Here is a 25,449-nt window from a genome sequence, read left to right on the forward strand (position 1 = left end):
CGGCACACCAACGTGTCTTAAGACCACCTTGCCACACACGGGTAGAGTTTGTAAGCAATGAAAATGGCGGACGGCCTCACTCTCGCGCGAGCTAAACCCGCTATCCGCTCCGTGCTGACCAATCATCTTACGGGCACCATGTCTACTCTGTGCTCCTGGGGCACTTCTCCATCAGACAAATTCGGCCACATCAATGCTTTCATTTCTCACGTCTTCGGTGCTTTCATTCTGGTTTTGACGCGATCGTACCGGTGGCCCATGACACGATCCGTTTCCTCGGAACTCTCACTCAACATCAGGCATCGCTCCTGCCGGCTGGGGTGCAGGTGGAGAATAGACCTCGGGTGAGACCGGCGCGCCTGGAGAATGGGTGACGTGTGCCTCGACGCCCTTTAGGTTCTCCTGAAGCTGCTTGATTTTGCCGTGAGCATCGATCAAAAGTGCTTCGTGGGATTTCAGGTCGTCCACGTGGGCTGAGCTTTCTGCTGTTTCCAATGCGGCCGAGAATGCTTCCAACCCAGTCGAGCACATTTTAGCCACCCGTTCTAGTTCAAACCGGTAGACGCTCAACGCGGGAGAAAGTTTGTGCTTCTCCGTGGCATCACGCCGCACACGCTCAACCGCGGCCGCGGACCGTTCCTCGACCTCGCGCGTGATCCTCTTCGCTTCGTCACCCAGTCGCTGCGACTGTCCCATACGTGAGTTCTGAGCGTGCGCGGCCGCTTCGGACTCTGCCTCGTTCGCCGTCGCCTCGGGTACGCTGGCCAGTCGTTGCCCCTCATGCGTGTATTCGACGGTCTCCGGTTCGCTCACACTCACCCCGGATCGCGTCGGTGTCACCGCGACCGTCGTCACTGAATATCCGGTCTCGGCCTCGTCTCCATTCGTTTCTGGTCCCGGCTCTCGCTTCTTGCGGTCCTCAGCCTCCTGCACCTCCTTGATCTTCGCGTCGATGTCATCCAGCTTCGCCTTGGCCGCTGCCAGCTCTTCGGCGTGTTTGAACGGCTTGCCCAACTGCTCACCAACAACCTCCAGCGTCTGCTCTGCCTCGTTCTGGTTCGCCACGAGTCGGTCTCTGACCTTGTCCAGGCCAGTGACCTTGTTCTCCAGCAGTTGCGCGACATTCCGCGGAGCCGAACTCTGCGGATCCAGAATGGCGTCGAAATCAATCTCCACCTGCACCGATTCGGGCAACGCCCCGGTGTCCTCCAAGGTCAGGAGGACTCGTCGACCCGTAGCGTAATCGTGCCGGAAGTCAACGTTGACGAAGAACCCACCAATCTCAATGCGGTTGCCCTCCCCATTGATCAACCCGCCACCAGGCCGGGTGAACCCCTCGATGTGCGAATAGATCGCCTCAGAGGCTTCTCCACGATTGTCGTACTCAACACCAGCGACCCGTGCTCGGAAACGATCACTTTGGGTGTCGATTCGCCGTGTCAGTGCCTCTTCGACGGCAGGCAGGATCCGCTTGATCTCCCCGAGCCGCTGTTCAGCGGAACTTCGGCGGAACTTCAACGCCGCCTGCGCCTTGTCATGACCGCGTGCCCGTCGCGACAGCTTCTGTACGGTCACATCGACCTCGGTGCGTTCGACGAGCAGCGGGTTTCCTGAGGATCCGGCCATCATCTGCTGCGCATCCAGCGCCAGATCGCCGGGATCGTCGAGCTCCCTGACATCGAGCCGGCCCCGCATCACCTGAGCGATCGCAGTGGCTTTCCGCCCGATGATGTCCCAGGAAGTGCTGTCGAACGTGTTCTCCGTCGCGTACCGGTAGATCTGGACTTCACTGTTCTCGTTGCCCTGCCGCAGGATCCGTCCCTCACGCTGTTCCAGCTGATCGGGCCGCCATGGGCAATCAACATGGTGCATCGCCACCGCACGATTCTGGATATTGGCTCCGGTGCCCATCTTCTGGCTTGAACCGATGAGCACGTCGATACGACCCTCGCGCGCGTCCCGGAACAGATTCGCCCGCTTCTCATCGTCCTTGGCCTCGTGGATGAACCGGATCCGCGACCGGTCCATCCCGTGCTTGGCCGCCAGATCGGACTTCATCTGATCGTAGGCATTCCACTCATCATCAGTCGGCATCGACAAGTCACAGAACACCAACTGCAGGCCACCCTTGTTCTCCGACACATCACTTGTGCCGGGGACCAGGTATTCGTTGTCCCGGTTCTCTCGCCAGATCTGCGCGATCCGTCGAGTCACGTAGTTCAGCTTCACATCGCCGCTGAACTCGAGACCGACCATGCGAGGGTCCAAAGCCACCTGCCTACCGTCGTTATACACGGTCAGGTGGTTGTCCTCACCCTTCTCCGGTCGACCCGACAGCTTATCCAGCCGGCCCTCGAGGTACTCCATGTACTGTGCGTGTGCCTCCGTGCGGGGGATGACGACCATCTCGGGGCGTCGGTCACCATTGGAGTTGACCACCTGTTCGGGCACCGGCAGGTCCAGATCCTCGGCACGCTTCACATCGGCGAACTGCTGCCACGATGACAGCATTTCCGGGACGTTCTTGAACTTCGCGAACCTGGTCCGCTGCTTCAACCGGCCCGCAGCGTCGCGTTCGACGCGGGTCACCGTCTCACCGAACGTTGACCCCCATTGATCGAACGCGCGGACTCCGGCCTCTTCCAACAGGTCAGGCCGCAGATACCGTGTCATGACGTGGGCTTCGCTGATGCTGTTGGCAATCGGGGTGCCCGTGGCCATCGTGACAACCCGCTCACCGTAGGTCTGGCGCAGATAGTTGATCTTCAGCTCCATGTCGGTGGCCTTCTCGGAGCCTTCGATGAAGGCACCGGCAATCGACGTGGGAGTGTGCAGATTCTTAAACTCGTGAGCCTCATCAACGGTCAGGTAGTCGATACCCGTGGCCTCGAACGTCAGGTTCGTCTCATCAGCAGCTGCGAGAATCTTCTCCAACCGGGCTTCCTGCTTCTTCTTCGCACCCTCGATCTGCTTAACGGTCCGGTTCGTTTCACTCTCCGTCGACGCTTCCATCGCCGCTTTGGCCTCATCGAGCTCAGCAGTGATGTCACGGAAATAGCTCTTCGCAGTCTCCGGCTTCACTCCCAACATCTTGAACGACGAATGCGTCATGATGATGCCGTCCCAGTCACCGGTGGCCGCCTTCGCCACGAACTCCCGGCGCCCAGCAAGACTGCCCTTCTTCACCGCCAGATCATCACTTCCGGCAGCAAGCAGACGAGCATTGGGGTACATCTCCTGCCACTCGCGGGTGAACTGCTCCAGCATGTGTCCCGGAACCAGCACGGCAGGCTTGGTGACCAGACCGCGGCGTTTCAGCTCCATCATCCCCATCACAGCCGCCCCGGTCTTGCCCGCACCCACGACATGGAACAGCCCCACCGCCGGCTCCGCGATCATTCTCGCCACCGCCGTGCGCTGATGCGGCTTCGGCACCCAATCATCAACCAGACCGGGGAACGTCAGACGCTCGGCCTCGGGGGTGTAATCGCGGGGCACGAGTGCGTTGAAACGCCGGTTGTAATCGGCACTGAGCCGTTCGGCCCGCGCAGGATCGGCAAACACCCAATCCTCGAACCGTTCGGCAATCTCCTCAGCCTTGGCCCGTGCGGCCTCGGTCTCGGTCGGGTTGAGGACACGGGACTTATCCTCCATGGTGTCCATGACCTGGATCTCCGCACCGGTAAGCAGGTGCCGGTAGATGTCATAGACCGGCATCCTCGACGTTCCCCACTCGGTGGTGGCCTGCACCGACTGGCGTGCACCGGCATATCCGAACTTCACATCCCAATAGCCCGCGCCGGCCTTGTGCACGGTCGCCCACCGGTCACCGGCTATTTCTTGCAAGAACGCCTCATGATCGGACGCCGGAATCCACACAGCCCCGATCGTCGGGGTGATGTCCTCAATCGGAATATCGTCGGGGATCACCGCCTTCAGGGCCTCGACATTGACCGTATAGCGGCCGTCATCCTCGACTGATTGTTCGGCCTCGGCCAGCTTCCGCCGCACGTTGCCCGACAGGTACTCCGCACGGGTCACCAATTGCCCACTGGTCGGATCGTCGAACACGAGATCGCCGAGCTCTTCGCGAGCAGTCACTTCATCTGTGCCCAGCAGATTCGCGATCCGACCGATCTCGGCCTTGCCCTTGGCATCCAGGCACAGTCCCAGTGCTTCTTCTGCCGTGTCCGCACCCAGCAAGGGCCGATTCTGCTCGACGGTGCGCTGGTGCAAAATGTCAGCCGCGACCGCCTCCCCGGTCTCCTCGTTGTAGGTCTCCAAGGCTTTCGTCAGCGACCACAGCGGATCGTCCCGCATGATCTGGGCCGATTTCGGGTCTTTCCGAACTTGGACCCGGACCTTTTCTTTCTCTCCGGTGTCCTCATTGTCGACCGTTTCGGTCTTCCATCCCGTTCTGTGGCGGTTGATCGGCCCGAACTTCGCGACGTGCTTGGCCCACACGGCCCGTGTGTCTTCACGCAGCGCCACCAGTTCCTCAGTATCAACTGGTGTGGCCACCTGGCCCTCGACGAGGGCACTGGCGCGGTCTCGAAGATCCACCAGCGAACGGACCTCGGCCATGGCATTCTTCGGCACCTTCACGTCCACGTTCTCGCCGTCGACGACGCGCACAAACTGACCCGGCTCCGTCTCGACAATCGTTCCCGGCCACTGGCCCTCAGCCAGTTCGACGGGAGCCTCACGCTCACGCTCGGCCAGCATCTCCGCTGTGGGAGCCACATACCCGCGCCCGCGTTCGTTGGCCGCATCGACGATTGCGGTCAAACGCTGCCGCAACAGCTGCGGCACCTGCTCCAGGTTTTCGGCGCGCACGTTGATCTGCGAATCCCGGAACGTGCTCGCCTCCAGCTCACCCAGAATGTTCTCTGGATGGTCGTGGAAATACCGATTCATCAATGGCCGTGCACCGGCTTCACCCAGATTCGTCGGTTGCGTCTTCACCCACCGCAGCGTCTCCGGGGTCGGTTCTTCACCGGGGAGGCGTTTGCGGAACACGAGCACATCGGTGACAACTTCGGTGCCCGCGGTACGTCGGTGTGCCCCGGTCGGCAATCGCACCGCACCCAGGAAGTCGGCCTCGCGGCCGATCTCTGCCCTGAACGCGGGATTCTTCGCATCCATGGTGTACGCCGACGTCATCATCACCGCGACACCGCCCTCGTGGAGTCCACCCACGGCTTTGCGAATGAAGTGATTGTGGATGGAGAACCGTTCACCCGGATTCCATGACGGGTCGAAGACAGGAAAGTTGCCGAACGGGACGTTGGCAATCGCGGCATCGAACTGGTTCGGCCGAATCAGGGTCTTGCCGAACGATTCATTGCGCACATCGGCGTGCGGATACAGATACGAGGCGATCTGCGCTGACAGTGGATCGAGTTCCACACCGACCATGCTCATGGACTCTGGTGCCGAGCCGATAAAGTTACCGGATCCGCACCCAGGTTCGAGGACACGGCCCTCGGCGACTCCCAGACGCTCCAGTGAGGACCACATTTCGGCGACGATGGCCGGCGAGGTGAAGTGAGCGTTGAGCGTCGTTGCCCGTGCCGCTTCCCACTCATCGTCGGTCAGCACCTGCCGCAGCTGGTCACGCTCGCTCGACCAACTGTCCTTCGCCTCGTCGAAGACATCGGCCACAGCCCCCCACGAGGACCACCCGGACAGCACTTCCTGATCCTGACCGGTCACCGCCCGACCTGACTCGGTCAGCTCCCGGACACGGTCAATCGCGGCCAGATTCGCCTGAAACCGTGCTTTCGGCCCCGAGGGCACATGCTCTTTGTCCCGGTCAACGACGAACCTCGGCCCAGCAGTGTCCGGTGTTGTGTCCGGCCCTGTCCGGTCATGACCGGTGTCCGTGACCGGACGCACATCGTCGCCGGTCACGGACACCACCTCGATATTGTCCGACTCGAGGAAGTCGCTCAGCCTCAGTCGTCCAGTGGACTGCCGCTCTCGTCGACTTCCGGTGGATACCGGTCGAGAACGACCTCCTGCCACGCGATCTCCTCGGCTTGCCGCCGATTCGCCCGACTCTTTCCGATCAGCAGCAGCGGATTCGCCCGCTCTTCCGCGCTCGGCTGCTCGCCCTCCGGCTCCAGCGCCGCGATCACCTGGCTGCGTCGGCTCACGTATTCCTCGAATATCGCCGAATAGTGTTCCGTCGGGTTCTGGATCGCCGCGGCCCTGCTTGGCGCGAACCTCTCCACGTACTCCCGAATCCTCTTGCCCTCGGCCATCTTCCTCACCTGCTCCTGCACTCTCAGCTCGTGGCTCTGACACCAGTTCCTGTTTGACACTGAGCACCGGCTGTTCCGATGCGTCGTCCGAAAAGATGAGGTCAAACAGACCCTCAGCATCGTCAAACTCATTTTTCGCCATTCTGCCTTACCTCACAGATTAGAACACATATACGAATAGTGCAAGATTGATTTTTGTTGTTGCGAATCAGCGATCCATTCCGACTGCAGTCTCCGAAGCGCTCACCGCAGACGGTCCGTAGATGGGCACAGCACCTGTTCTCCGGCTATGGCTGTGTGCTTCTTTCAGCATCGTCTTCTGAACCTCTCCAGCATTGGTCGCTGACGGGTCCACGGCAGGCATCAAGGGCAGGCCGTTCTCCGCGGCATATGTTTCAGCCGCTGCGCTGTTGAGCTTCTGGCGCGAGTCCACCGCTTCACGTTGCACGCGTGAGGTGCTTACCCATGCTTGAGCGATCCCTCGTTGCTCTGTCGTCATTGCCGCATAGCTCTCGACGGCAAGTCCGGCTCCACGATGCCCAGACATAACCACCTGGTTCTGCTTGGTTCCTCGATCTAAATCGGCCAGGCGCAACTGCGACTGCAAGTATTGCTTCGCACGCGAGACGTCCTCGGCTCCTTTGGGGTTCCACGCCACTGGTTCGTTGGGTGTAAGCACTAGCGCTTGCTCCACGCTCGCATCCACAGTTAGCTTCCCGGCCCGTGTGTTCATGATGCTTTCCACCTGCTCGGGCATCCGTTCGCGCAACGACCGCGTGACTCCTGTGGCAAACGGTGTCTCGGGTCGACTCGCCGCCTGCGCCGCCGCTGAGAACGCTCTCAGCGACTCCGCTCGAGCCGACGCCAGTTCAGCTCTCGCGCGTTCTTGGCTGATCGCCTCCGGCACCGACTGCCCCGTGAGGTTACGGGTCTGGTACTGCCTGGTTTCCATCGACCTCTTGAAGTGCTCTTGCTGCGCTGCTTCATAGCTACGTCGTGCCTCGTTGATTGGACTGTCCAACGATTTCAGAGTGGCTTTGAGTTCTGCTTCCGCCTCCGCTCTCAAGGACGGCTGTGCCGCCTTGCGATAAGCATCCTGCATCGCACGCGTGACTTCATTACGAATCTGACGCACCTGCTTATCGGCTTGGATCCACGCTGCCGATAGCCCATCACCATATGTCTGATTGTTCTCGCTCATGTTCCTCACCCTCTCGGCGTCAACGGTCAAGACCGGTGTCCGGCCCCTGACCGGTCACCGTGTGACCGGTCATCATGTCCAGGCTTGGCCCGGTAACGGCGGCCGCTGGTGTCCGGTCACGGCCCATGTGCTCATCCCAAGCCCGGGTTTGGCTGACCCCGGACGCCCGGTCAACGGTCATCATTCGTGCCGCGAGCTGACCGGTCGGAGACTCGGGCTCGTCCATCAGGGCACTGTTCTGTTCGAACCGTGTCCGGGCACGTGCGGACAGGTCGGCGTCGTTGGACACGGCCCTCCACGCCTGGGACACCAGGCGTGACCGGTCATACTTTTGACCGGAATCGCCCAGGTCGATAGTGCATGCTTGTTCCTGTTGTTCGTGTGCATCCCAGTACCGATTCAGTGCTGTCTCGACCTGGGATGGTTCAGCCGTCGGTATCCAAGACATCAACGCCGCCTCACGACTCGCGGCCTTCGTCACATACATGCTCTGACTGGTCTCAAGCTGCTTGACCGCCTGTGCCGGGAGTTCCGCCTGCATTGCCCGTTTCACGATCGCCCAATCCTGACCGCCAGTAACGGGGTCCTTCGCCGCCACGAGTGCATCGCCGTAGCGTTCCATCACTGCCGCCTCTGCCGGTGCCTGCTCCGCGAGGTTGTTCGCCGCCACTTCTGCGTCTCTCGCCTGACCAGTCAGAAGTTTCTGCATGTCCTCCATATACTCAAGCTGGGTCTCCGGTGACTGCGTCACTCGTTGTCCCAACTGCCTCACCAGGCGCACCCGCAGGCTCATTCGCTCACGCACTTCGTTCATCTCATCGGCAGCCACGACCGGTCACTCCCACATCTCGTACGCTGTCGAAGTCTCGACCTCAACCTCGACTTCTGGTGGTGCCACAGAGTAGACACTCGCCGGATCGGCAGCCTGATCGACCAGTGATTTCTGCACGCTCAGGCCGTCGCCGGCTTCTCTGGCCTGATCTGCCACTGTGAGTGCGGGCATTGCGGGAAGCCCGACCCCTATCGAATAGTCGTGGGCGCGGGCGCTGTTGACTCCACGGTCGTCGATCATCGACCGCTCAACCGAGGACAGCTTCCTCCACCGGTCGCTGAGATCCTTCTGCTCCTTACTGATGACGTCATAGCAAGCCATCGCCAATCCTTGCCCCCTCAAGCTGGGGGTGCGTGGCAGATGACGCCGATCGACCATTTCGTCCCAATCCAGGCGGTCACGCTCCTGGGCGGTGTCGATATACCGGTGGATCTGTTTGATCATCCCGTCCTGGTCGGGATACCAGTTCATTGGATCTTTGGGCGTCAAACGCAGGGCCGCCTCGACACTGGACTGTTCGGTCAGCCTGCCTGCCTTCGTCGCGAGAATCTCTCGGTCCTCATGAGGGAACCGTTCACTCAGACTCCGGCGCAGGCACGCCATGAATGGTGTCGTTCGACGTGCCGCCCGCTCCAGCGCCACTGAGTACGCAGTCAGAGCGGCTGCTCTACTCGCGGCGACCTGCTTGTTGACTTGGAACAACTCGCGAAGCGACTCCGGGGTAGTCTCCCGGTCTCTCGTTACTTGGAAATCTTTGGCCGCTGCCGTGTACTTTCTCGTTGCGAGCTCGACCTGTTCACGAGCCATGGCGATTTCACGCTTGATGTACCGTTCGGCCTCGGCCCGCCGTGTCGGATTCTCCGCCAGTGCCTGCCCATGAACGAGTGCGTCAACGATACGTCTGCGTAACAACGCTACGGCTTCATCGGCTTCGACCAGTTCCAAAGGACCGGTCCCGGACTCTCGGCCAGCCTGATACTCGCCTCGGACGTCTTCCCACCACAGCGCTGCTTCGTCGCGCCCAGGCACCCGCACGCTTCTGTCCGGGTTTCGCGCGTCCACGATCGCGTCATCGACGACTCGTTCAAGAATCTCTGGCGATATCTCCCCGTGGCCTGTTTCTAGGTGGTCTTCCATCTGATAGGCCAAGACCCCGCCGTTGTCGAGCCGGTCGAGGTCTCCATAGGCGTAACCGACCGCGTCGAGACCGAAGATCCCCGGACGCGTGTGCTCTCCAGCGTCTCGCGCTTGTCGGTGCAGCCGCTGTTCATAGTCGGCAAGTTCACCCCAGCGTTCCCACCGCAACGTGACATCATCCGGGGTATTGCCTTCAACACCCAACCGCATCGCCGTTCCGGGAGGTGCGGCCGCAAGTTCATTGTGCAACTGTTCTAGCTCGATGGTGTTCATGGTCGTCCTCTTTCTCGTGTTGTCTCAGGCACTCAGACGGGCAATTCCGCCCATAGTGGGGGCATCGCTGACCTCTGCCAGCGGGAGCACTCCTTGGCCGAAACGCCGGGCCATCACCTCGCAGTAGCGTTCATTCGCTTCAATGCCGATTGCTTTTCGTCCGAGCATTCGTGCAGCCGCCAGCGTCGTCCCCGACCCGGCGAAGGGGTCAAGGACTGTCTCTCCGGGGTCAGTGAACTGCGCCAGGAGTGTATGCATGAGCTCCTGGGGCTTCTGCGTGGTGTGGAGCCGTGCGCCTGTCCGGCCGCGATCAAGCACGATGGGGAACGACCATACGGCGTGCTTGCCGCCTCCGTTCCACTTCTTTCGCCCTTTCGGATGCGCGATTGTGATTGCCTCGAAGCCAGTTGCGGGACGGTCCCCGGAGAACTGTGGTGTCGCTCCGAGCTTCACCCACGCCCCTGTACGCACATAGTCCAACCCGGCCTCTGTCAGGTCGGATCGCCATAGGTGATCGGATTCGACGTCGGAGAACACGAGCACCCACCGCCCGGCAAGGCGTGCAAATTCCGCAGCGCACCACCGCCTCAGATCTTCGTCGAGATGGTCGAAGCCCAAATCGACAGTGCGGCGTACATCGGCACCGTAGCGGCCTCCACGGTCATTTGCTGCTCTCATTCGACCCGAACGCGCATTGGCGTGAATGTGCTCGCCATAAGGCGGGTCGGTGATGATGTGATCTGCGTTGGGCAACTGGGGAAGGATCTCAGCACAGTCGCCGTGGTAGATCATCACCTCGTCGTCTTCGTAGTAGGCATCCATCCTCGATCACCGGTCCAGCTCGACACCGACATTCGCCTCTGTCGGAGGAGCAACCAGATACGGTTCCACCGACGGTGCGGGGGCACTGTTATGCATGGTCACCGGTTTGGCTGAGTTGAGTGCACCCACAACGACACTGCAGTGGTACGCCACCCGTTCGGCATCGTTGCGCAGCTTCTCCACCTGCTGTACAGCCTCGCCACCGTCGAGGCCGTAGTCGTCGTCGTTCTGTATGAGCTCGATGCGTTCTTGCGCGTTATACACCGATGTGAACTGCACGTCCTCGGCTCGCTCTCGCAGTTCGACACGCTGTGTTGCGCTGACGGTCACGTCGACGTCGTTCTCGCCCTCGATTACGACGTGGTCGAACGCCGGTCCCATGTAATCGCGGCTTGCCTCCCACACCTGCCGGGGGAGCTTGAATCGCACATCTGCGTGCTGTTGAACAGACTCGTTCGGAGCTGGGAACGAATCAATCTCGACCGGAACACCATTGCGCAATGCCCACCAGTCACTCGTCGGTGACAGCCCGTCTTGGTCAGGCACAGGAACAAAAGCCTCTTCCTCGAGGTCGCCACCCTCGGTCACGCCGAACGATTCCATCGCCACATTGCGCGTGTCGAATTCGTAGGCTTTAGAGAACGCCCTGTCCATCGTCGACTGACTGGTATCGGTGCGTTGACAGCTCACCTTGAGACGCTGTCCTACTGCTTCCCGCAGCTGATGCCCAGTTGGTTCGTCAGACGACCGTTCCGACGCTGAAAGCCGGTCAACAGCCAACCACGCAGCCACATCTGCATGCTGTTCTTCCAACCGTTTGATTCCTGCTCCGTCGGCGGCCGTCCAGCCTTTCGGCGACGGTGGCATGCAGGACACGGTGGCTTCGATGCTGGCCTGCTGCATCAGGCCCCATTCCTGGGTCTCACGAAGCTCGGGAAGCTTCTCGGGACTGACGACCTCGGCGGTTGTCACCGACATGGCAGCCAGCCATGGCCTACGGTCCTCAGCAGCATTAACGATCGATTCGCTGAAAGCCCTCACGTGTGCCGCGCGCGCATTCATCTCCTGCTGTACTGATTCAACTTCAGCAGACGCCGCGGCTCTCCGGTAATGGTCACTTGCATAAGCTGCCCTGTCCGGCACAAAGGTGCGGAGTTCATAGCGCAGTTGATCGTCGAGCACGTCGCGTTCACATGCGGGCCTCTCCATCAACTTTTCGTGCGCATTGGCCAGGCTTGCAACAACTCCTCTACGGATTCGCCTCACCTGCGCGTCGGCAGCAGTAACCAATTCCTCGTGCAGATCAGCCTGGATTTGTCTGAACTGGGCGTCGACATCCCACGGCTCGTCGGCCATATCAGTAGCCACCCTCGGTCACCGTCCTAGCCCGGCATCCGGTGCGTTGTCAGGCGGCGGGGGTGGTGAGTACTGCTGGTGGACTGGCTGGCCACGGTCAGCGAACTGCTGCGAATGCTCCGGGTACGGGTCCGGGTTCTGACCCCAGCCGTGTCCAGCAGCCGCGCGAGCCATGTCCTGAGCCTCGGGCGCGCGGCTATACCCGACTTCTTCATCCCGTCCCACTGCTACACCACCGCGTCCTTGTGATTCGTGCATGTAGCTGGCAGACACATCGTGGGCGTAGATCTTGTGCCCGACCCGTTGCTCTCCGTTCTTGTCGATGTACGGCTTGGGCACATAGTTGCCCTCGACACTGACGCGCTGGCCCCTTTCGAGCGAGGCGAGAACGTTGTCACGTAACTTCGGCTGGTCGACCGTGACTTCGTACCGAGTGGCTTTCGCATCCTTCCATTCCTGAGTGTCCGGATCCTTATACCGTTTGTTCTCCACCACAGGGAACGCCGCGAACGACTTCCCTTCTGGGGTTTTGATCAGCTCGGGATCGCTTGCGACATATGCTTTGACGGTTCTCTTCTCGGCCATCGTGGTCACTCTCCTTAATCGTGAGTCCGCATTCATTGCGACTCACCAGGAGTACCCACCAGCAGGTATGTCTCTTCGAGTGACAAACATTTCCACCCCAAACACCGTAAACACGGTGAAAGCGGCGACCTGTGTAATCAGGCCACCGCTTTCTTCTATCCGCGCCCGCAGATGATCAGCCCCCTGGCGAACTCCACCGAGGCATTCCCCCACCCATCCAGAACAACTCATCAGTCTGAACGCCACCGGATGCATCAATCGCGGCCACGTGGGCATCCAACGCAGCTCTGAAGCTCTCGTACCTGCCCTGCGGATGGTTCGCCAACGGGGTATTGCGATTCCACCCATCGGAGAACTCGAAAATCCAGCAGATCTCGTTCCCGTCTAGATCCTCGACCATCGAGGATCCACCATCTTCGTCAGCGACCTTGATTTCAGTACGCACACACGACCCCAGACGGTGCTCAAATACTTCCGGAACATTCAACATCTGCCCTCACCTCTTTCGTCGATCACAGCACAGCCGGCGGCTGCTCTTCGTGCTCATCATCACCGGTTTCACTCGCTCAATCAGGCTGGACTATCGAGCTCACATCCACGGCCTACCTCCATTGGCCCGGATCAGACGCGATTGTCGGTCCATTCCCCGGAGCCAGCCTGTGTCCTTTCGGATTGTCTGGCTCTCGCCGAGGATGACCGCTTCCTCGTATTCGGGTGTCATAGGCTCTTCACCGTGTGGCCCCTCATGCCCCTTTTGCAGCCCGCACAGAGTCAGCAAGAACGCGTAATCCACCCCCTCAGCATCCGGAACTACGAGTTGGAACTCCTTGAGGCATTGCATCTGTTCTAACGCCAATCGAGCTTCGTCGACCTCCACTTTGGCCTGTCGAACGGCATTGACAGCCAAGTGGAAATCTCTCACAGCTTCGGCGAATTCCTTCTCTGACACCATGACTTCTTCCCTCCTCACCTCAGCCATTCACCGGTGCGACGGCGGCTGCTCTTCGCGCTCATCAGCTTCGGTTTCACTCAACGAGCTACCCCATCGTGGATCCCAGAACCCGTCCAACGGATACTGAGCAAACTCGTCAACGACCTCGGCTCCTTCGCAGTGCCGTGACTCTTCCCATTCCCTCCGCTCCATAGCCTCCATTGACTCCAGGATTCTGTCCAGCTCTTCTTCGCTGCAGGCTTCGTCAGTGACTTCCGGACGCTCCAGCCGTTCGACCGCGCTCCATGTTTCCAACAGTCGCGTGGCGGCCTTATCAGCAGCGACAGCTGCGAACACCCATTCGTCGACTGCGTCCGCAAACTCCTCAGCCTGGTCCTCTTCCAGATAGAACCGTGCATCGTGAGTCCCCTCGTGACCGGCCGGACGTCCACACCGCAGCACAGGCCATCCGGACCGGAAGCCATTAGGCCTCCATGAAAACCGGCACTGCAACCGTCCCAACGCTCCCTGCGCCCGATCAGCTCGGGCATTAGCCGAATCGAACTCATCGTTGGCCCTGGCCTTAGCGGCCTCAGCGGCTACGAAATCATTCTCTGTCACCATGACTTCTTCCTTCCTCACCTTGGCCACTCACAGGTCCGCGGGCGGCTGCTCTTCGTTCTCATCCTCGTCATCGAGTCCGGTCCATGGACCGTCTTGGGAGTCGGCCTTCTCCCACACCAGCTCCACGACCTCCGGCACCTGCTTCACCGTCGTCTTCAACACGGCATCCGACCCACCAGGCACACCATCGCCAGTGAGCACAGCCGCTGACTCTCCGCGAGCCTTTCGCCTCGCCCCGGCACCGCCGACGTTCGACTCGCTGACGATCTCACCGTTGTCATCGACAACCCGCACCCGCACGTACGTCGCCTCTCCAGCGTTCTCCGGCCGGTCCAACGTCTTCGTCTCAGTGCGAGTGAACGCTGTTTGTTCCCACAGATCTTCGTCATAATCTCGCTTGACCAGTTCGGGTTCGTGGTGCTCCCCCTCGCCGCACCCGCCGAGCTCGCCGACAAAACCGCGCAGACGCATGATCATGGCCTGCAATTGCGGCAGCCACATCCACATCGGATTCACCGTCGGAGCGCCCTCTTCCCACGCCTTCCATTCCAGGTTCATCGCCGCATGGAGTTCGGCAACGATTTCTGAGTGACGGAACCAGCACGGAGGAATCACAGCTTTAGTGATTTTGAACTCTGCGATCAGCCAATCGACCCAGCGGCGCAGCCCCACCCAAGCATCCTGCTGGAGTTCGACAGGGATGTCGCGCCACCGCAGTCCCAGCCATTCTGGGTACGCGGTGTCCTCCGCTAAACCCATCAGCCCGGGGTCAACGTAGGACGAGTTCTGGGTGCTGCCATAGACCTGCTCCGGGTCCGTGATCTTCGCCAGCAGAGCATCAAGGTCGCTGGGATCCACATCTTCTTCAGATTCCGGTGGGGTTTCGGGTTCATCGACCATGGGTCCGTCCCTTCTTGTGATACTTCCGGGCCTTCACTGACACTGCCTCGGCCAAGCGATGCACCATTGCCCCGATCACTTTCGCCGAACGCCCGTCGCCAGTTTCATCTTTCATCAGTTCATGTGCCGTCGAGTGGCACAGGTCCGAGCACAACCAATACCCGGGTCCGCCCGATCCCAGCGACGCCGCGCACTCGATCGTGGTGTCATAGTCAGCGCTGATGGAGTGCCACTCGAGTTCGGCGAACCGTCCGCACACCTCACATAGCATCGGCTTCGCATCACTGCTCGCGCTCATCGTGGATCCTCCACTTACTGATTCTGCTTTCACTTCTTTTCCCTTCTCGAACGGAGGTAGGCAACGATCACGAGCGTTGCTCGGCGCCGATCCCATCCGTAGAAGTCTCGCTTGCGATCCATCAGCCGGTGCACCGCTTGGTGGTGGGCCCGACATAACGGCATCAGGTCCTCGTCGGCCTCTCTCGCCGTCCACGAACCATCAGCATTCTCGACCACACCGTCATACGACACATGGTGCAGATCCAGGCTTCCTGCGTCCTCGAGCCGGACACCACACACTTGGCAGGCTGGTTCGAATCCCGCATCACGGCGGTCGCGGAACCACCTGCGACGCCTCCAATGCCACTGCTGGGACCGCAGATATCCTGCCTGATAGGCGTTCGACCCTGTGCGTGTCAGGCTGAGTCGGCTCATAACTATTCACCCGCATCAGAACACCGTCACGGACGGCGGCTCAGGCTTGTTCTCCGCCTCATCGCCACCTTGAACGTCCGTCGACGGCGGTGCTTCTTCCTGCCGCGCCTCGTCGACTTCCGTGTCAGCCTCGACGACCTCCCCATCGACGGTCTCTGGCGTCGTCGCCGTGGACAAGTGATGTTCCCACCGGTCGTCTTCGCTGTCTTCGAGCAGCGACTGAGCGTAGAGCTTCTTCGTCATGTTGATCTCGGAGGCGTACTTCGACTTCCAATACGGAGTCAGATGCATGAGCATGGGACGCTTGTTACGGAAGAACACAACCGACCATCCAAACGGCAGACGTCGCAGCTCCGAGACTTCGAAGACCTTCTTCTCATGCAACTGTTCCGAGACGGTCGTCCCGTCGTTCTGTCGCGTCCGAGACGCCCTCAGTACCTCACGATTGCCCGCCAGGGTCGACAGCACTTCCAAGTCTTGAGTGTTCGATGCTCCACCGAGTTGAATTTTCACTGTCGCAGCGTCGAACAGTGCTGACGCAGCTTGTTCACCCCACGAGTTCCGTACCTGTGCCATGGACTGGAATACGGCCATGACACAGATTCCAACACCTCCACCGTCGGCCATGAGCGGGACAAGTCCGTCCCAAGCTTTGGTGATGTTCGCGATCTCATCGAGTACGAGAGCCAACGGCGGATCGAGTCGGTTTCCTTCGCGTTTGGCCGCGATCTCTCGCCCCCGCTCGGTGATGGCATCCATCATCGCCACAAGGAACGCACCGGCTGACGAACCACCGGTTTTGGTGCCCATGATGTAGAGGGTGCCGGAGTTCTCAATGAACTCGTCGATATTGAACTCTTCGTCCTTGCCCTTCGGGTTCATGACCTCGCGCACGGCCCCGACGCTGAGTCCGCTAACCGCGTTGGCGACACCGAACCACTTGTTCGTTCGCATCTTCGGGTCCGACTCGATTTCTGATTCGAGGCTTGTTGCCCAGCCGATTTCGGCCATCCCCATTTCTTCGTACTCGCGCAGAATCTTCACGGCGTCCTTCGCTCCTGCCGGTGACGTTCCCCACCGCATCAGGGGGTCGACTCCGGCCCCATCGAGGGCACATGCGTGGAGGAGAGACTGCATGATCGTGACCGCGGCGGGTTTCCACTCTGAGTTCGACGAGTCGTCATTCAACCCGGTAGCAGAAATCAACGAGGTTGCTCGCTGGCTCGCGACGATTCCTCTTTCACATCCGGTGATCGGAGACCACTTCAGGCTCGTCGGCTTTCCGGTCAATCCCTGCGGGTCAAACAGTGTCACCGGTCCCTTGCGCGCACGAATGCTCGCCGTCATCGAGTAGTTGTCCGCACGGGATGACGTCGTGATTACTGGGCCAGGTGCGTCGATGATGGCCTTCACGAGGACGTTCACGCCTTTACCTGACCGGGGCGGGCCGATAAAGCAGATTGATTCTTCCAACGCGATCCAGGATTGGATGCCTTCGCTTCGTCCGAACTCGATATTGCCTAGTTCGGGAGCGATTTTCGCCAGCCCCACGGCTCGCAGTGTTTTCGCCCGAATCGACTTGTCGACCATTGTCGGTCTGACGTTCTTGACCGCTTTCCCCGCCGCACGAGGGCCGACCGCTCTGTTCACCTCACGCCGTTTGGCGACACCGCGCCGTTCGCGCAGCTTCTTGATGAAATACCCATCGGACTCGAGATAGTCCCGGTACTTCACGATCCCGAATACCACACTCCCGCTGACGATCAGCAGGGCGATCACCCAGACAGTGCCAATGGCCCCGGCCGATGCCGTGCACCCAGTCTCGGTTGTGCCAAATACTGAGGCGTCACCCGTGCCGAAAAACGAGAACACGTCGAAGATGCCCGACGGTGTCGCCCATGCCCCGCAGGCGAGGCGATTGACCATCATGGCCAGCCCCGTGAGCAACGCCAGAATCCCTATGCAAGCGGCGACAAAATAGATAATGATGTCGCCTTTCGACGATACCCTCATCTGGTTATCGCGTTCCTGGAACAGCCCCATCATGCGACGTCCCTCCCAGCTCCTGGTGCCGCCCAGTCAGTGAAGCGGTGATCACCGACTGTCACGAACGCATCATCGTCACCGGTATCCCCGGAAGCACGCAGCCGCTGGTCGGTATCGAATAGAGGTTCTTCTTCGACGGTGAGGTCGTTGCTGACGTGGAATGTTTTCTGACCCATGCGCCACAGGCCGGTGCCTTTGGGTAGCGTCTTCAGGATTTGTCTTTCTTTGTCGTTGAGCTCAAGCTCTTCTGTCGTCGAACGCAGTGCGGCCGCGTCCTGACGGTAGATGACTTTGATATCGGCGTCGGCCAGCAACGACTTCGCCATCGCGGCCATCTGGGATCCTTGGTCACCGGCCATGTTCAGATCCGAGACCTTGTGGAGGATGAGGATGTTGAAGATGCCGTAATCACGGGCAAGCTTCCAGTTCTCAACCATCCGCTCGAGGTCGGCCCTCGACGTGACTGCGTCCCAACCCTCTTCATAGACGACGAGTCGTTGACCGGCGTCGGGGTTGGTCACCATGGCTTCGATCCAAGTGCCGCAGCACGCCGAGGCTACACGCCGACCCGCCTGAGTGGCCCCGCGCAGCGCGGCCGTGTCGATCGATACCGCTGGAACGTCGGAATCGAAGGTCACCGTGGATAGTCCATCGAACATGCCGCCCACGTCGCCGGTGTGTAGCCTCTCCAGCGACATGATGAGGTCCTGGCACGCATTCGAGACTTTCGTCGCCGATGTCTTCTCAACTTCCCTCAGTGCATCGGTTACATCGGGAATAATCATCATTCGCCCGGCGTTCTCTGCAATCGCGGCAGCACCCTCGACGCCTTCCTGCAGCGCATTGTTCTCCGCTGGTGTGAGGTCGTCTTGGCCGGTGAGGATCTTCACGATCGTTGTGAGAATCGAGAGACGACGGGTACGGACCATCATCTTCCATCCCTCATCCGATAGCGGGTTGCCCATCCGGTCAATCGACGGGCGTACTCCCTCTTCGAGCGGGTTGAGGCGGGTGGGAAGGCCGGGACCGATCTGAATGACTTTGCCTTTGAGGCGGTGAATGACGTCGGTCCATTCGCCCTTGAGGTCGCTGGCGACGGCGAGTTTCTTCCCGAACTGCACCAGACGAGTCGTCCACGACTTCGCTAGCGATGACTTTCCCGTTCCGACGGTCCCAAACAGCAGCATCGCCATTCCCGAGATGATGCCGCGACGGTACAGGTCCCACGGGTCTGCGCAGAACAGTCCCCCACCATAGAGGTCTTCACCGATCGGTGGGCCAGATGCTCCCAGGTTCGGTCCGGCACAGTACGGGTAGGCTGTCGCCGCGGTGTGACCGGCGACTTTCACTCCCCCGTCAGTGAGCATCCTCGCGCCGCGTCCCGAGTGCCGCCGCGGTTGCCCACCAGAGGACCAGCGTCGTTTCGGAAAGCCTGCGTTGAGGTCTTTCTTCGGCTGGGCCTCTACCAGCTGGCGTTGCGCTTCCAGCCCCAGCGTCCGCACCGCCCTGGCCTGTGCTTTCCGGGTCTTTTTATCCCCGTCGATGAACGCGAAGACACTCTGCTTCTTAGCCATTACACACTCAACCTGCCCAACGGAGTCGCCGCTGCCATAAACGCACTGTCCTGCTGCCCGTACATCACTCGCACTTCACAGTTCGCGCGAGCAGCCGAGGTCTTCAACTGAGAGACGTTGGCATCCATTTCTTCTTCCGAGAACGCAGAAACCGTGATGAGGATCGTCATCTTCAACGCCGCGTGACCGCGGACGAGTTCTTCTTCCTCTTGATTCAGATCCTCAATCTGCCGGTCGTTGCGGCGGGTCTTCTGCTTGCCAAGCCTCTGCCGGATCGTTTCGTTTGTGCCCCACGTCGCCCTCGACCGTTCGTTCGTTTTCAGCGCCTTACCAATATCGCGGGGCTTCATATACACGCTGACCGTGTGCCTGAAGTCACCGGAGAAGATGAACCCGGACAGGAATCCCAACTGCGCTTGCGATCGAGGGAACTCCGAGACCTTGAACGTCCGGTGCAAGGCCCCTTCGGATGCGAACGTTGCCAGTGAGTCTTTGGCCCACATTGGTCCTGCCGCTGACACGTCGACACCGTCTTCCCCGCGCTCGGAGATCTCCACCGACGATGCGGGGTCGAACGCTGAGCGCACCAGTGCCGCCAACGACCGGGGTGAGTGCCACCGAACCACTTCGGTACCCGACTCCGGCAGACCCGACTCGATGGATCCCATGGTCACCAGAGCTGTTTCCATGAATCCCCGGATACCTCGGCCTGAGGAGTGAATGCGCTTGGCCAGCTTCGTCTGGCTCAACACAATCGCCATCCACATACCATGGACCGGCTGCCCCTCAGCAGCCGAGAGCATGTCGACCAGAGACTGGTGCAAGAACGGGTCGATCCCTTCACCCGCCTGGTGGACTCTCTCACCCGTATCCGGGTCTTCGACGACCTGCGCATTGTTGATCTCGTGGTCATAGTGGTCAAGGACGGCCGCACCGGAAACAATCGTTGTCTGGTCCGACATCTGCACTCTCACAACTCCGTCCATCCCGGAGATCGTTGCTTCGACTTCGGCCCATGCCCGCAGGCGTGCCTCCTGGTTGTCAAAGGATTCGAGGCCGAAGGCTTTATGCGTCGAGATCTGGGCGACGACAACCGCCTCTTTCGCTGTCGGGTCGTAGGCGAACGCTGCCCCGCCTGGCATCTGGTACACGAGCAGTTCACCGAACTCGCCCGGCAGCATGAGCCGAGCCGGCTTCAGCGGGACGATGCGGCCCTTCTTATCTCGAGTGGTGTCCTCACTGCGCTTGGGTGGATCCATAACCTCGAGTTCGGGAAGCAACTCCACACCCTCGTCACCGATAGCAACGTCAACACCATCTTCTTCCGGCATGTACTCGTTCTGCCCAGTGCGTTTCCGGCTCCACGAGGTCATGAACACTTGCACCCATTTGAGGAACGACTTGCCGAAGACTCGAGGAATGCCGAGTCCTCCGAAGACGACGACTGTTCCTACCGCTGCCAAGGTTCCGCCGGGGAACCCTCCAGCGATGACGAAGGCCACCGCGATGACCATACCGATGCCCAGGAACAGAACCTGGAGGAAGTCGAGTCCGAACACGACCCCGGTCGATTCCTCGCGCCCGAAGCGGGCACCGTCCCATTCGCTTTCTTCACTGTTGACTGTTTGTGCACTCATCGTTTTCACCTTCTGCCTGTAAAGAGACGACGACCGGCTCTGGCCGTTCCACCGACTGATTTCCTCACCGTGTTCGCGCTGCTGCGCATCACCCGTTGTCCACCGCGGCCAATGCCGCCATAAACACGCCGTTGTCCGGCCATGGCGAACCCGCCGGCTGTCTGCTCGAGCATCCGTGCCGAGTCCGGTGTCATGAATGAAATGATGCTGATCATCACGATGGGCATCGCCGACGAGATGAGCACCAACACCACACCGGCCGCCATCTGCACCCAGTCAGAACCGATCGAGGCCATCGTGATTCCGAACTTTGTGACTGCAGCCGCAATGGGTTTGGCCATGAGAAGAGCCACCACTAGGCTCGCCCACTTCGATGCGATCCCTTTCGCCGCATCCCACGACATTGAGAACACTCCCACGGGAGTGAACATCGCGAGGACGAGAACGATCACGGTGCGAAACAGCATCATGAGCATGAGGATCAGACACGAGATGAGGATGACCCCGGAGACCAGCCACGGCAGGATTGACTGCCCTACTTGGTCCGTGCCGGTGGCCATGGCCCAGATTTCAAAGCCTGCGTCGACTTGCACTCCCCCGGCGTTGTTGTTCGCCGACGGGTCCCACCAGAGTCCGAAGAGGCGCAGGATACCGCCGACTCCAACGTCATCGCCGCTGGTGTCCCCGACCCCAACTTCGAGGATCCAATTGGTGAGTTCGTCTGTTCCAATCAGTCCCAGGTAGACGATCCCGGCACAAATGTAGGTTGCCGGGACCGCCAGGACTGCAGAGGCGAATGCGCGAATCATGCCCGCGGTCGATGCGCGATAGATTGACATGAAGATCTGGATCGCCAGGAAGATGATGAGCAACGGAACCATGGCGATGACCATGACGTTGAGCATTCCGGGATACTCCACGGTGTGCTGGTACACCCCACCCTGGTAGACCTCGATCTTGCCGCCGATGACGGCCAGCCACCAGTCCGATCCACCGCCATCGGCGGTGAACGACCCGACTCCGAAAGCTCCTTTGAGAAACTCCCAAGAGGCGATCGCGAATCCGTCGATGGACTGCTGGATCAAGGCCTGGAGGGATTCGCCCCAGTCTTTCCACGGACCGTCGAGGATTCCTCCCCAGTCCTTGCCCTTAGCTAGAAACATGCTGATGCTGGCCTCTCATCGGCTGGAACGGATCACGGGAACAGGGGAATTCCGGAGAAGTACATGACCGCGCCACCGATCGATCCGATGATGGCCGCAGCGATCGCTCCGATGAGCAGACCTTGCAGACCCAGCGTCTGGCCGTTGCCTGCTCCGAAGATCTTCGAGCCCACCCACACGAGTGCGGCGCAGACCATGAAGATCACGAGGCAGGCGATGACCGTGCCGAGGATCTGTCCGCCGAGGGTGCGGAAGAATCCCATCCATGGGGCATCGAATCGCGGTTTGATTCCAGGGTCGTAACCCTTCGCGAGGACGTCGAGACTGGTGTTGATGATTTCGGCGTGTACAACGTTCATTTCGTTTTTCCTTTCGAGTACTCCCCGGCTTTCTGCCGGGAAGGAGGGAGTGTTATTTCACGGGGATGCGGAACATGCGGTAGCCGTACTGCTGGGGGATGTTCCAGCCCCAGTCATCGGGGTCTTTGCCCTTCTTGTGGATTTCCCAGAAGATGACCTCGACAGGGGCACCTTTCGCGGCGTGGAAGTTGGTGTTGTCGCAGTCGCCCTTCTTCCCGTCGGGCTGCCACTGGATCCGTGAGTACATCGGGGAGTGTTTCGCCTCGTAGTCGGCCCGGTTCTGCTTCCAGTCCTCTACCTTGGGCATGTCGCCGACGCGACCGAGCTTCGACCATTTGATGTCTTTGGTCTTCACCGACTCGGCTTCCCACTTATCAGCGCCGATCTCGCGGATCGCGCGGCCCATCTTCCCGGCTTCGGCCTCGGTCGGCTTGTACTTATCGCCGTCCTCGTCCTTGGCCTTGTCTTTCTTCCCGCCCAGGTGCTTCTCGGCCGAGATTGACACTGTCGCCGTGCACTTCGAGTGCGGAGCCTTCCGGTCGACGCGGATCGTTTTCTGTTTCGCGGCCTCTGGTAAAAGCCCCTCAGTTTTCGAGTCTGTGGACGACCATTCGATGCCCCCGCCGATCGAGCCCAGCAGGAGGGCTCCGAGAAAGAACATGGCGACACCGATCTGGCCCTTCTTCACCCATTCCTGCATCGAGAAGGTCTTTCCGGCCAACCATGTCAACAGCAGGCACACACATCCGACGACGGCCAGGGCGATTGCCGACCCGAGGAACCACGCCGCGATCGTGTTCAATTGCGTCAACGGTGGCGCGATGTCTTCAAGCATCCAAGTCTCCAAAGTCGGTATGTACTGTCGTAGTCGTTTCTCTCTGTGGCCCGCACATGTCTGTCAGGGCATGAAAAAGGGTGGGTGCCCTCCCGAAGGAAGACACCCACCCTTATGGCAGATGGTCAGATGTGAACTACCAAGACAGCCATGTCACGGCTCCGGGCAGCAGGATGAGGAACGCAAAAATGAGACCAGCAACCGCAACGCTGCCAACGACAAGGCCCAGGGCTGCCCCCAGTCGCCTCAGCGTCCTCCCCACGGAAGCGAGCGTGGTCATGTCGCTGTCTTGCTTTAGTTGCTTTTCACCGCTCACGATCAGCTCCCGTCGCCTCCTTGCAGCCACCGGTCGCACCCAACCCGTCGAGCGGGTCTAGCCGACTCCGGCCTGTCGGGTGCACGTCGATGACCGTCCCGCCGAGCCGTTGAATAACATTCGTCGGGTCTCCGCCAGTTGCGTTCGTTGTGGGGTGTTCGTCATTTCGCATGGTCTTCCTCCAATTCCAGTTCGAGCCGCGCGGTCTCGACCGCCACGATCAGGTCTTCTCTCGCCCGTTCGAGTTGGTCCTCGATGCTGCACCGCAGAGCCTTGCCCTGGTCCTCCCTTTGAAGGGACAACGTGGCACTGCCGGTGAAGCGCCGGCCGTACTTCAGTGTCTGCATTTTCCATTCGAGGCCCTGCACGCGAGCACCTGCGTCTGCAGCTTGGATCAGCACTGTTTCGGGAAGGTCCTGCCACTGATGTGGGACAGTCCACTGCCTCGCCACATTCCGCCACCCGCGAAGACCTCGGTAGAACATCAGTACCCAACCGGCGCACGCGATGGCGACTATCAGCTTGAAGATCCACGGCAGCTCTTCTGAGCTCCACCCTGGCCACATGGCGATGCAGGTGATTCCGGCGATTGCGATCAGCAACCGAACCACGGTCGACGCTGCCGGGTACCGGCTGTATTGGACAACGGAAACGCTCACCAACCGGTGCTCGGTGCGGCGACCACGCGGAATCTGGATCTGGTACTCCTGTGTGTGCCGCTTCACGTGCCACATCACTGTCGTACCTCAGCCGATTGAACGACCGTCTGGAAGTCTCTCAGCACTTGCTTTGCGCTCACCTCACGGACGGTGTTGTTCCCTAGCGAATTGATCGCCGCATACGTTCGAGCCCCGCTTTCTCCGACGGTCTTGATCTTCAGGAATATGCGGTCGTCCTTTGCGTGTGTCATCGCCCATTCGATAATCCGTGTATTGACAAGGGTTTCTCTCGGCTCCTGTGAAATCCTGTCGGCGGCCACGAGTTCGACGACTTGTGTCAGTCTGATCAGTGCCATGGTTCAGTTCCTCCGGTTGCCGTGTTCAGCGTTCCATCTCGCTGCAGCGAGTTTCGCCTCGGCCAGGTCAGCTTCTTCGTGGATCCCTGCGCCGAGGTTCTCGAGTTTCCAGCGCGTACTCATCCACCGTGCGAACGCCGTGCTCGTCTCCGCTTCGACAGTTCGACGATCATCACTGAGCTGTTGCAGCTCGTCATCGTTGTCGATGTCGTCTTGCGAGATCCTGGCCAGCATCCGCCGCGCTTTCACCAATTCCCGGTAGGACCGTTGCGTATCCGAGGCATACAACATCGCTTCCTCAACCAACGGAACCATTTGAGCCTGGTACTCATCCGTTGAGAGTCCACAGTCCTTGAGCCGATCCATCCCGTCCTCGGCTACGGCAATAAGCTCCGCTACGGTGCCGACATCCTCGTCGGAGATCAACGATGCCGTGCATCCCTCCGCGATCAGGGTGTCGTACTTCGCCCAGCCGGCTGCTTCACGCCTGGCCAACCACGCCTCGACCAAGTACAGACCGGCACCAATGGCCACGCTGAGTCCTGTGTTGGCCATTCCCGCCCAAATCCCGTTGACGACTCCGTCGCCCTCGAAAATCGAGAACGGGCCGCCCAGGGTCAGGGCCAGGAACATGCTGCCCGCAATCGCCCAAAAGAATGGGATCCGTACCGGTGACGGCAGCTCAGATGAAGGAACGGTCAGGTTTCGAAATTCCGACAGAACATTCTTGGGTGGACGGTTACCCAGCGTATTGAAATCGGCATCACCGGTCGGGCCCAGCGCGGTGACTCGTCGCCGGTCTGGTGTGTAGTAGGTGACTTCTTCCACCACGGAAGAGGCATACTTCAGTATGTCAAGTCCCG

At 60.2% G+C, this 25,449-nt stretch carries 21 protein-coding genes; all 21 read right to left on the reverse strand.

The features are described 5' to 3' along the window. Positions 1-285: 285 nt before the first annotated feature. The 21 genes from IG171_RS11205 to IG171_RS11305 all read right to left on the reverse strand — a co-directional run bounded on the left by IG171_RS11205 (position 286) and on the right by IG171_RS11305 (position 25,417). Entirely contained in the window at positions 286-5,913 is a 5,628-nt protein-coding gene (locus IG171_RS11205; RefSeq protein WP_212127526.1) for a helicase-related protein, read from the reverse strand. A gap of 44 nt (positions 5,914-5,957) precedes the next feature. Then, positions 5,958-6,326, reverse strand: coding sequence for a hypothetical protein (locus tag IG171_RS11210; RefSeq protein WP_212127528.1), 369 nt, complete (start codon positions 6,324-6,326; stop codon positions 5,958-5,960). Between the two features lie 148 nt (positions 6,327-6,474). Beyond that, complete coding sequence (locus IG171_RS11215) at positions 6,475-7,467, reverse strand: hypothetical protein (RefSeq protein ID WP_212127529.1); 993 nt, start codon at positions 7,465-7,467, stop codon at positions 6,475-6,477. A gap of 19 nt (positions 7,468-7,486) precedes the next feature. Next, entirely contained in the window at positions 7,487-8,296 is an 810-nt protein-coding gene (locus IG171_RS11220) for a hypothetical protein (RefSeq protein ID WP_212127530.1), read from the reverse strand. Between the two features lie 6 nt (positions 8,297-8,302). Further along, positions 8,303-9,709, reverse strand: a complete 1,407-nt coding sequence (locus IG171_RS11225) for a hypothetical protein (RefSeq protein ID WP_212127532.1) — start codon at positions 9,707-9,709, stop codon at positions 8,303-8,305. Between the two features lie 24 nt (positions 9,710-9,733). Continuing rightward, on the reverse strand, positions 9,734-10,531 hold the full coding sequence (locus IG171_RS11230; RefSeq protein ID WP_212127534.1) for a site-specific DNA-methyltransferase: 798 nt from the start codon (positions 10,529-10,531) through the stop codon (positions 9,734-9,736). Between the two features lie 6 nt (positions 10,532-10,537). Further along, on the reverse strand, positions 10,538-11,887 hold the full coding sequence (locus tag IG171_RS11235; protein WP_212127535.1) for a hypothetical protein: 1,350 nt from the start codon (positions 11,885-11,887) through the stop codon (positions 10,538-10,540). A gap of 18 nt (positions 11,888-11,905) precedes the next feature. Then, on the reverse strand, positions 11,906-12,472 hold the full coding sequence (locus IG171_RS11240; protein WP_212127536.1) for a single-stranded DNA-binding protein: 567 nt from the start codon (positions 12,470-12,472) through the stop codon (positions 11,906-11,908). A 589-nt stretch (positions 12,473-13,061) separates the two neighbouring features. Then, positions 13,062-13,424 carry a hypothetical protein gene (locus IG171_RS11245; protein ID WP_212127538.1) on the reverse strand — a complete coding sequence of 121 codons (363 nt, stop codon included), beginning with the start codon at positions 13,422-13,424 and terminating at the stop codon, positions 13,062-13,064. Positions 13,425-13,451: 27 nt separating this feature from the next. Next, entirely contained in the window at positions 13,452-14,027 is a 576-nt protein-coding gene (locus IG171_RS11250; protein WP_212127539.1) for a hypothetical protein, read from the reverse strand. 27 nt (positions 14,028-14,054) lie between these two features. Beyond that, positions 14,055-14,927, reverse strand: coding sequence for a hypothetical protein (locus IG171_RS11255; RefSeq protein ID WP_212127541.1), 873 nt, complete (start codon positions 14,925-14,927; stop codon positions 14,055-14,057). Continuing rightward, positions 14,917-15,225, reverse strand: a complete 309-nt coding sequence (locus tag IG171_RS11260) for a hypothetical protein (RefSeq protein ID WP_212127542.1) — start codon at positions 15,223-15,225, stop codon at positions 14,917-14,919. Before IG171_RS11260 ends, IG171_RS11255 begins: the two co-directional genes overlap by 11 nt. 431 nt (positions 15,226-15,656) lie before the next feature. Beyond that, positions 15,657-17,687 carry a TraM recognition domain-containing protein gene (locus IG171_RS11265; protein WP_212127544.1) on the reverse strand — a complete coding sequence of 677 codons (2,031 nt, stop codon included), beginning with the start codon at positions 17,685-17,687 and terminating at the stop codon, positions 15,657-15,659. Beyond that, positions 17,684-19,261, reverse strand: a complete 1,578-nt coding sequence (locus IG171_RS11270; protein ID WP_212127545.1) for a conjugal transfer protein TraC — start codon at positions 19,259-19,261, stop codon at positions 17,684-17,686. Before IG171_RS11270 ends, IG171_RS11265 begins: the two co-directional genes overlap by 4 nt. Continuing rightward, positions 19,261-20,898, reverse strand: a complete 1,638-nt coding sequence (locus IG171_RS11275) for a PrgI family protein (protein WP_212127547.1) — start codon at positions 20,896-20,898, stop codon at positions 19,261-19,263. The genes IG171_RS11270 and IG171_RS11275 overlap by 1 nt, the downstream gene beginning before the upstream one ends. 5 nt (positions 20,899-20,903) lie before the next feature. Further along, on the reverse strand, positions 20,904-21,983 hold the full coding sequence (locus IG171_RS11280; protein WP_212127549.1) for a hypothetical protein: 1,080 nt from the start codon (positions 21,981-21,983) through the stop codon (positions 20,904-20,906). 110 nt (positions 21,984-22,093) lie between these two features. Next, a complete protein-coding gene (locus IG171_RS11285; protein ID WP_212127551.1) occupies positions 22,094-22,420 on the reverse strand; it encodes a hypothetical protein in 327 nt (108 codons plus the stop codon). Between the two features lie 52 nt (positions 22,421-22,472). Further along, positions 22,473-23,255, reverse strand: a complete 783-nt coding sequence (locus tag IG171_RS11290) for a hypothetical protein (RefSeq protein WP_212127553.1) — start codon at positions 23,253-23,255, stop codon at positions 22,473-22,475. Between the two features lie 477 nt (positions 23,256-23,732). Then, positions 23,733-24,308 (reverse strand): hypothetical protein, encoded by a 576-nt coding sequence (locus IG171_RS11295; RefSeq protein ID WP_212127555.1) that lies wholly within the window; start codon positions 24,306-24,308, stop codon positions 23,733-23,735. After that, the gene (locus IG171_RS11300) at positions 24,305-24,586 is read right to left on the reverse strand and encodes a hypothetical protein (protein ID WP_212127556.1); all 282 of its coding nucleotides are present in this window, start codon (positions 24,584-24,586) and stop codon (positions 24,305-24,307) included. The genes IG171_RS11295 and IG171_RS11300 overlap by 4 nt, the downstream gene beginning before the upstream one ends. Positions 24,587-24,589: 3 nt before the next feature. Then, positions 24,590-25,417 carry a hypothetical protein gene (locus IG171_RS11305; protein ID WP_212127562.1) on the reverse strand — a complete coding sequence of 276 codons (828 nt, stop codon included), beginning with the start codon at positions 25,415-25,417 and terminating at the stop codon, positions 24,590-24,592. Positions 25,418-25,449 lie beyond the last annotated feature (32 nt).

Origin of the sequence: Brevibacterium sp. SMBL_HHYL_HB1 (genome assembly GCF_018208375.1) — a bacterium.
GTDB classification, from domain to species: domain Bacteria; phylum Actinomycetota; class Actinomycetes; order Actinomycetales; family Brevibacteriaceae; genus Brevibacterium; species Brevibacterium intestinavium.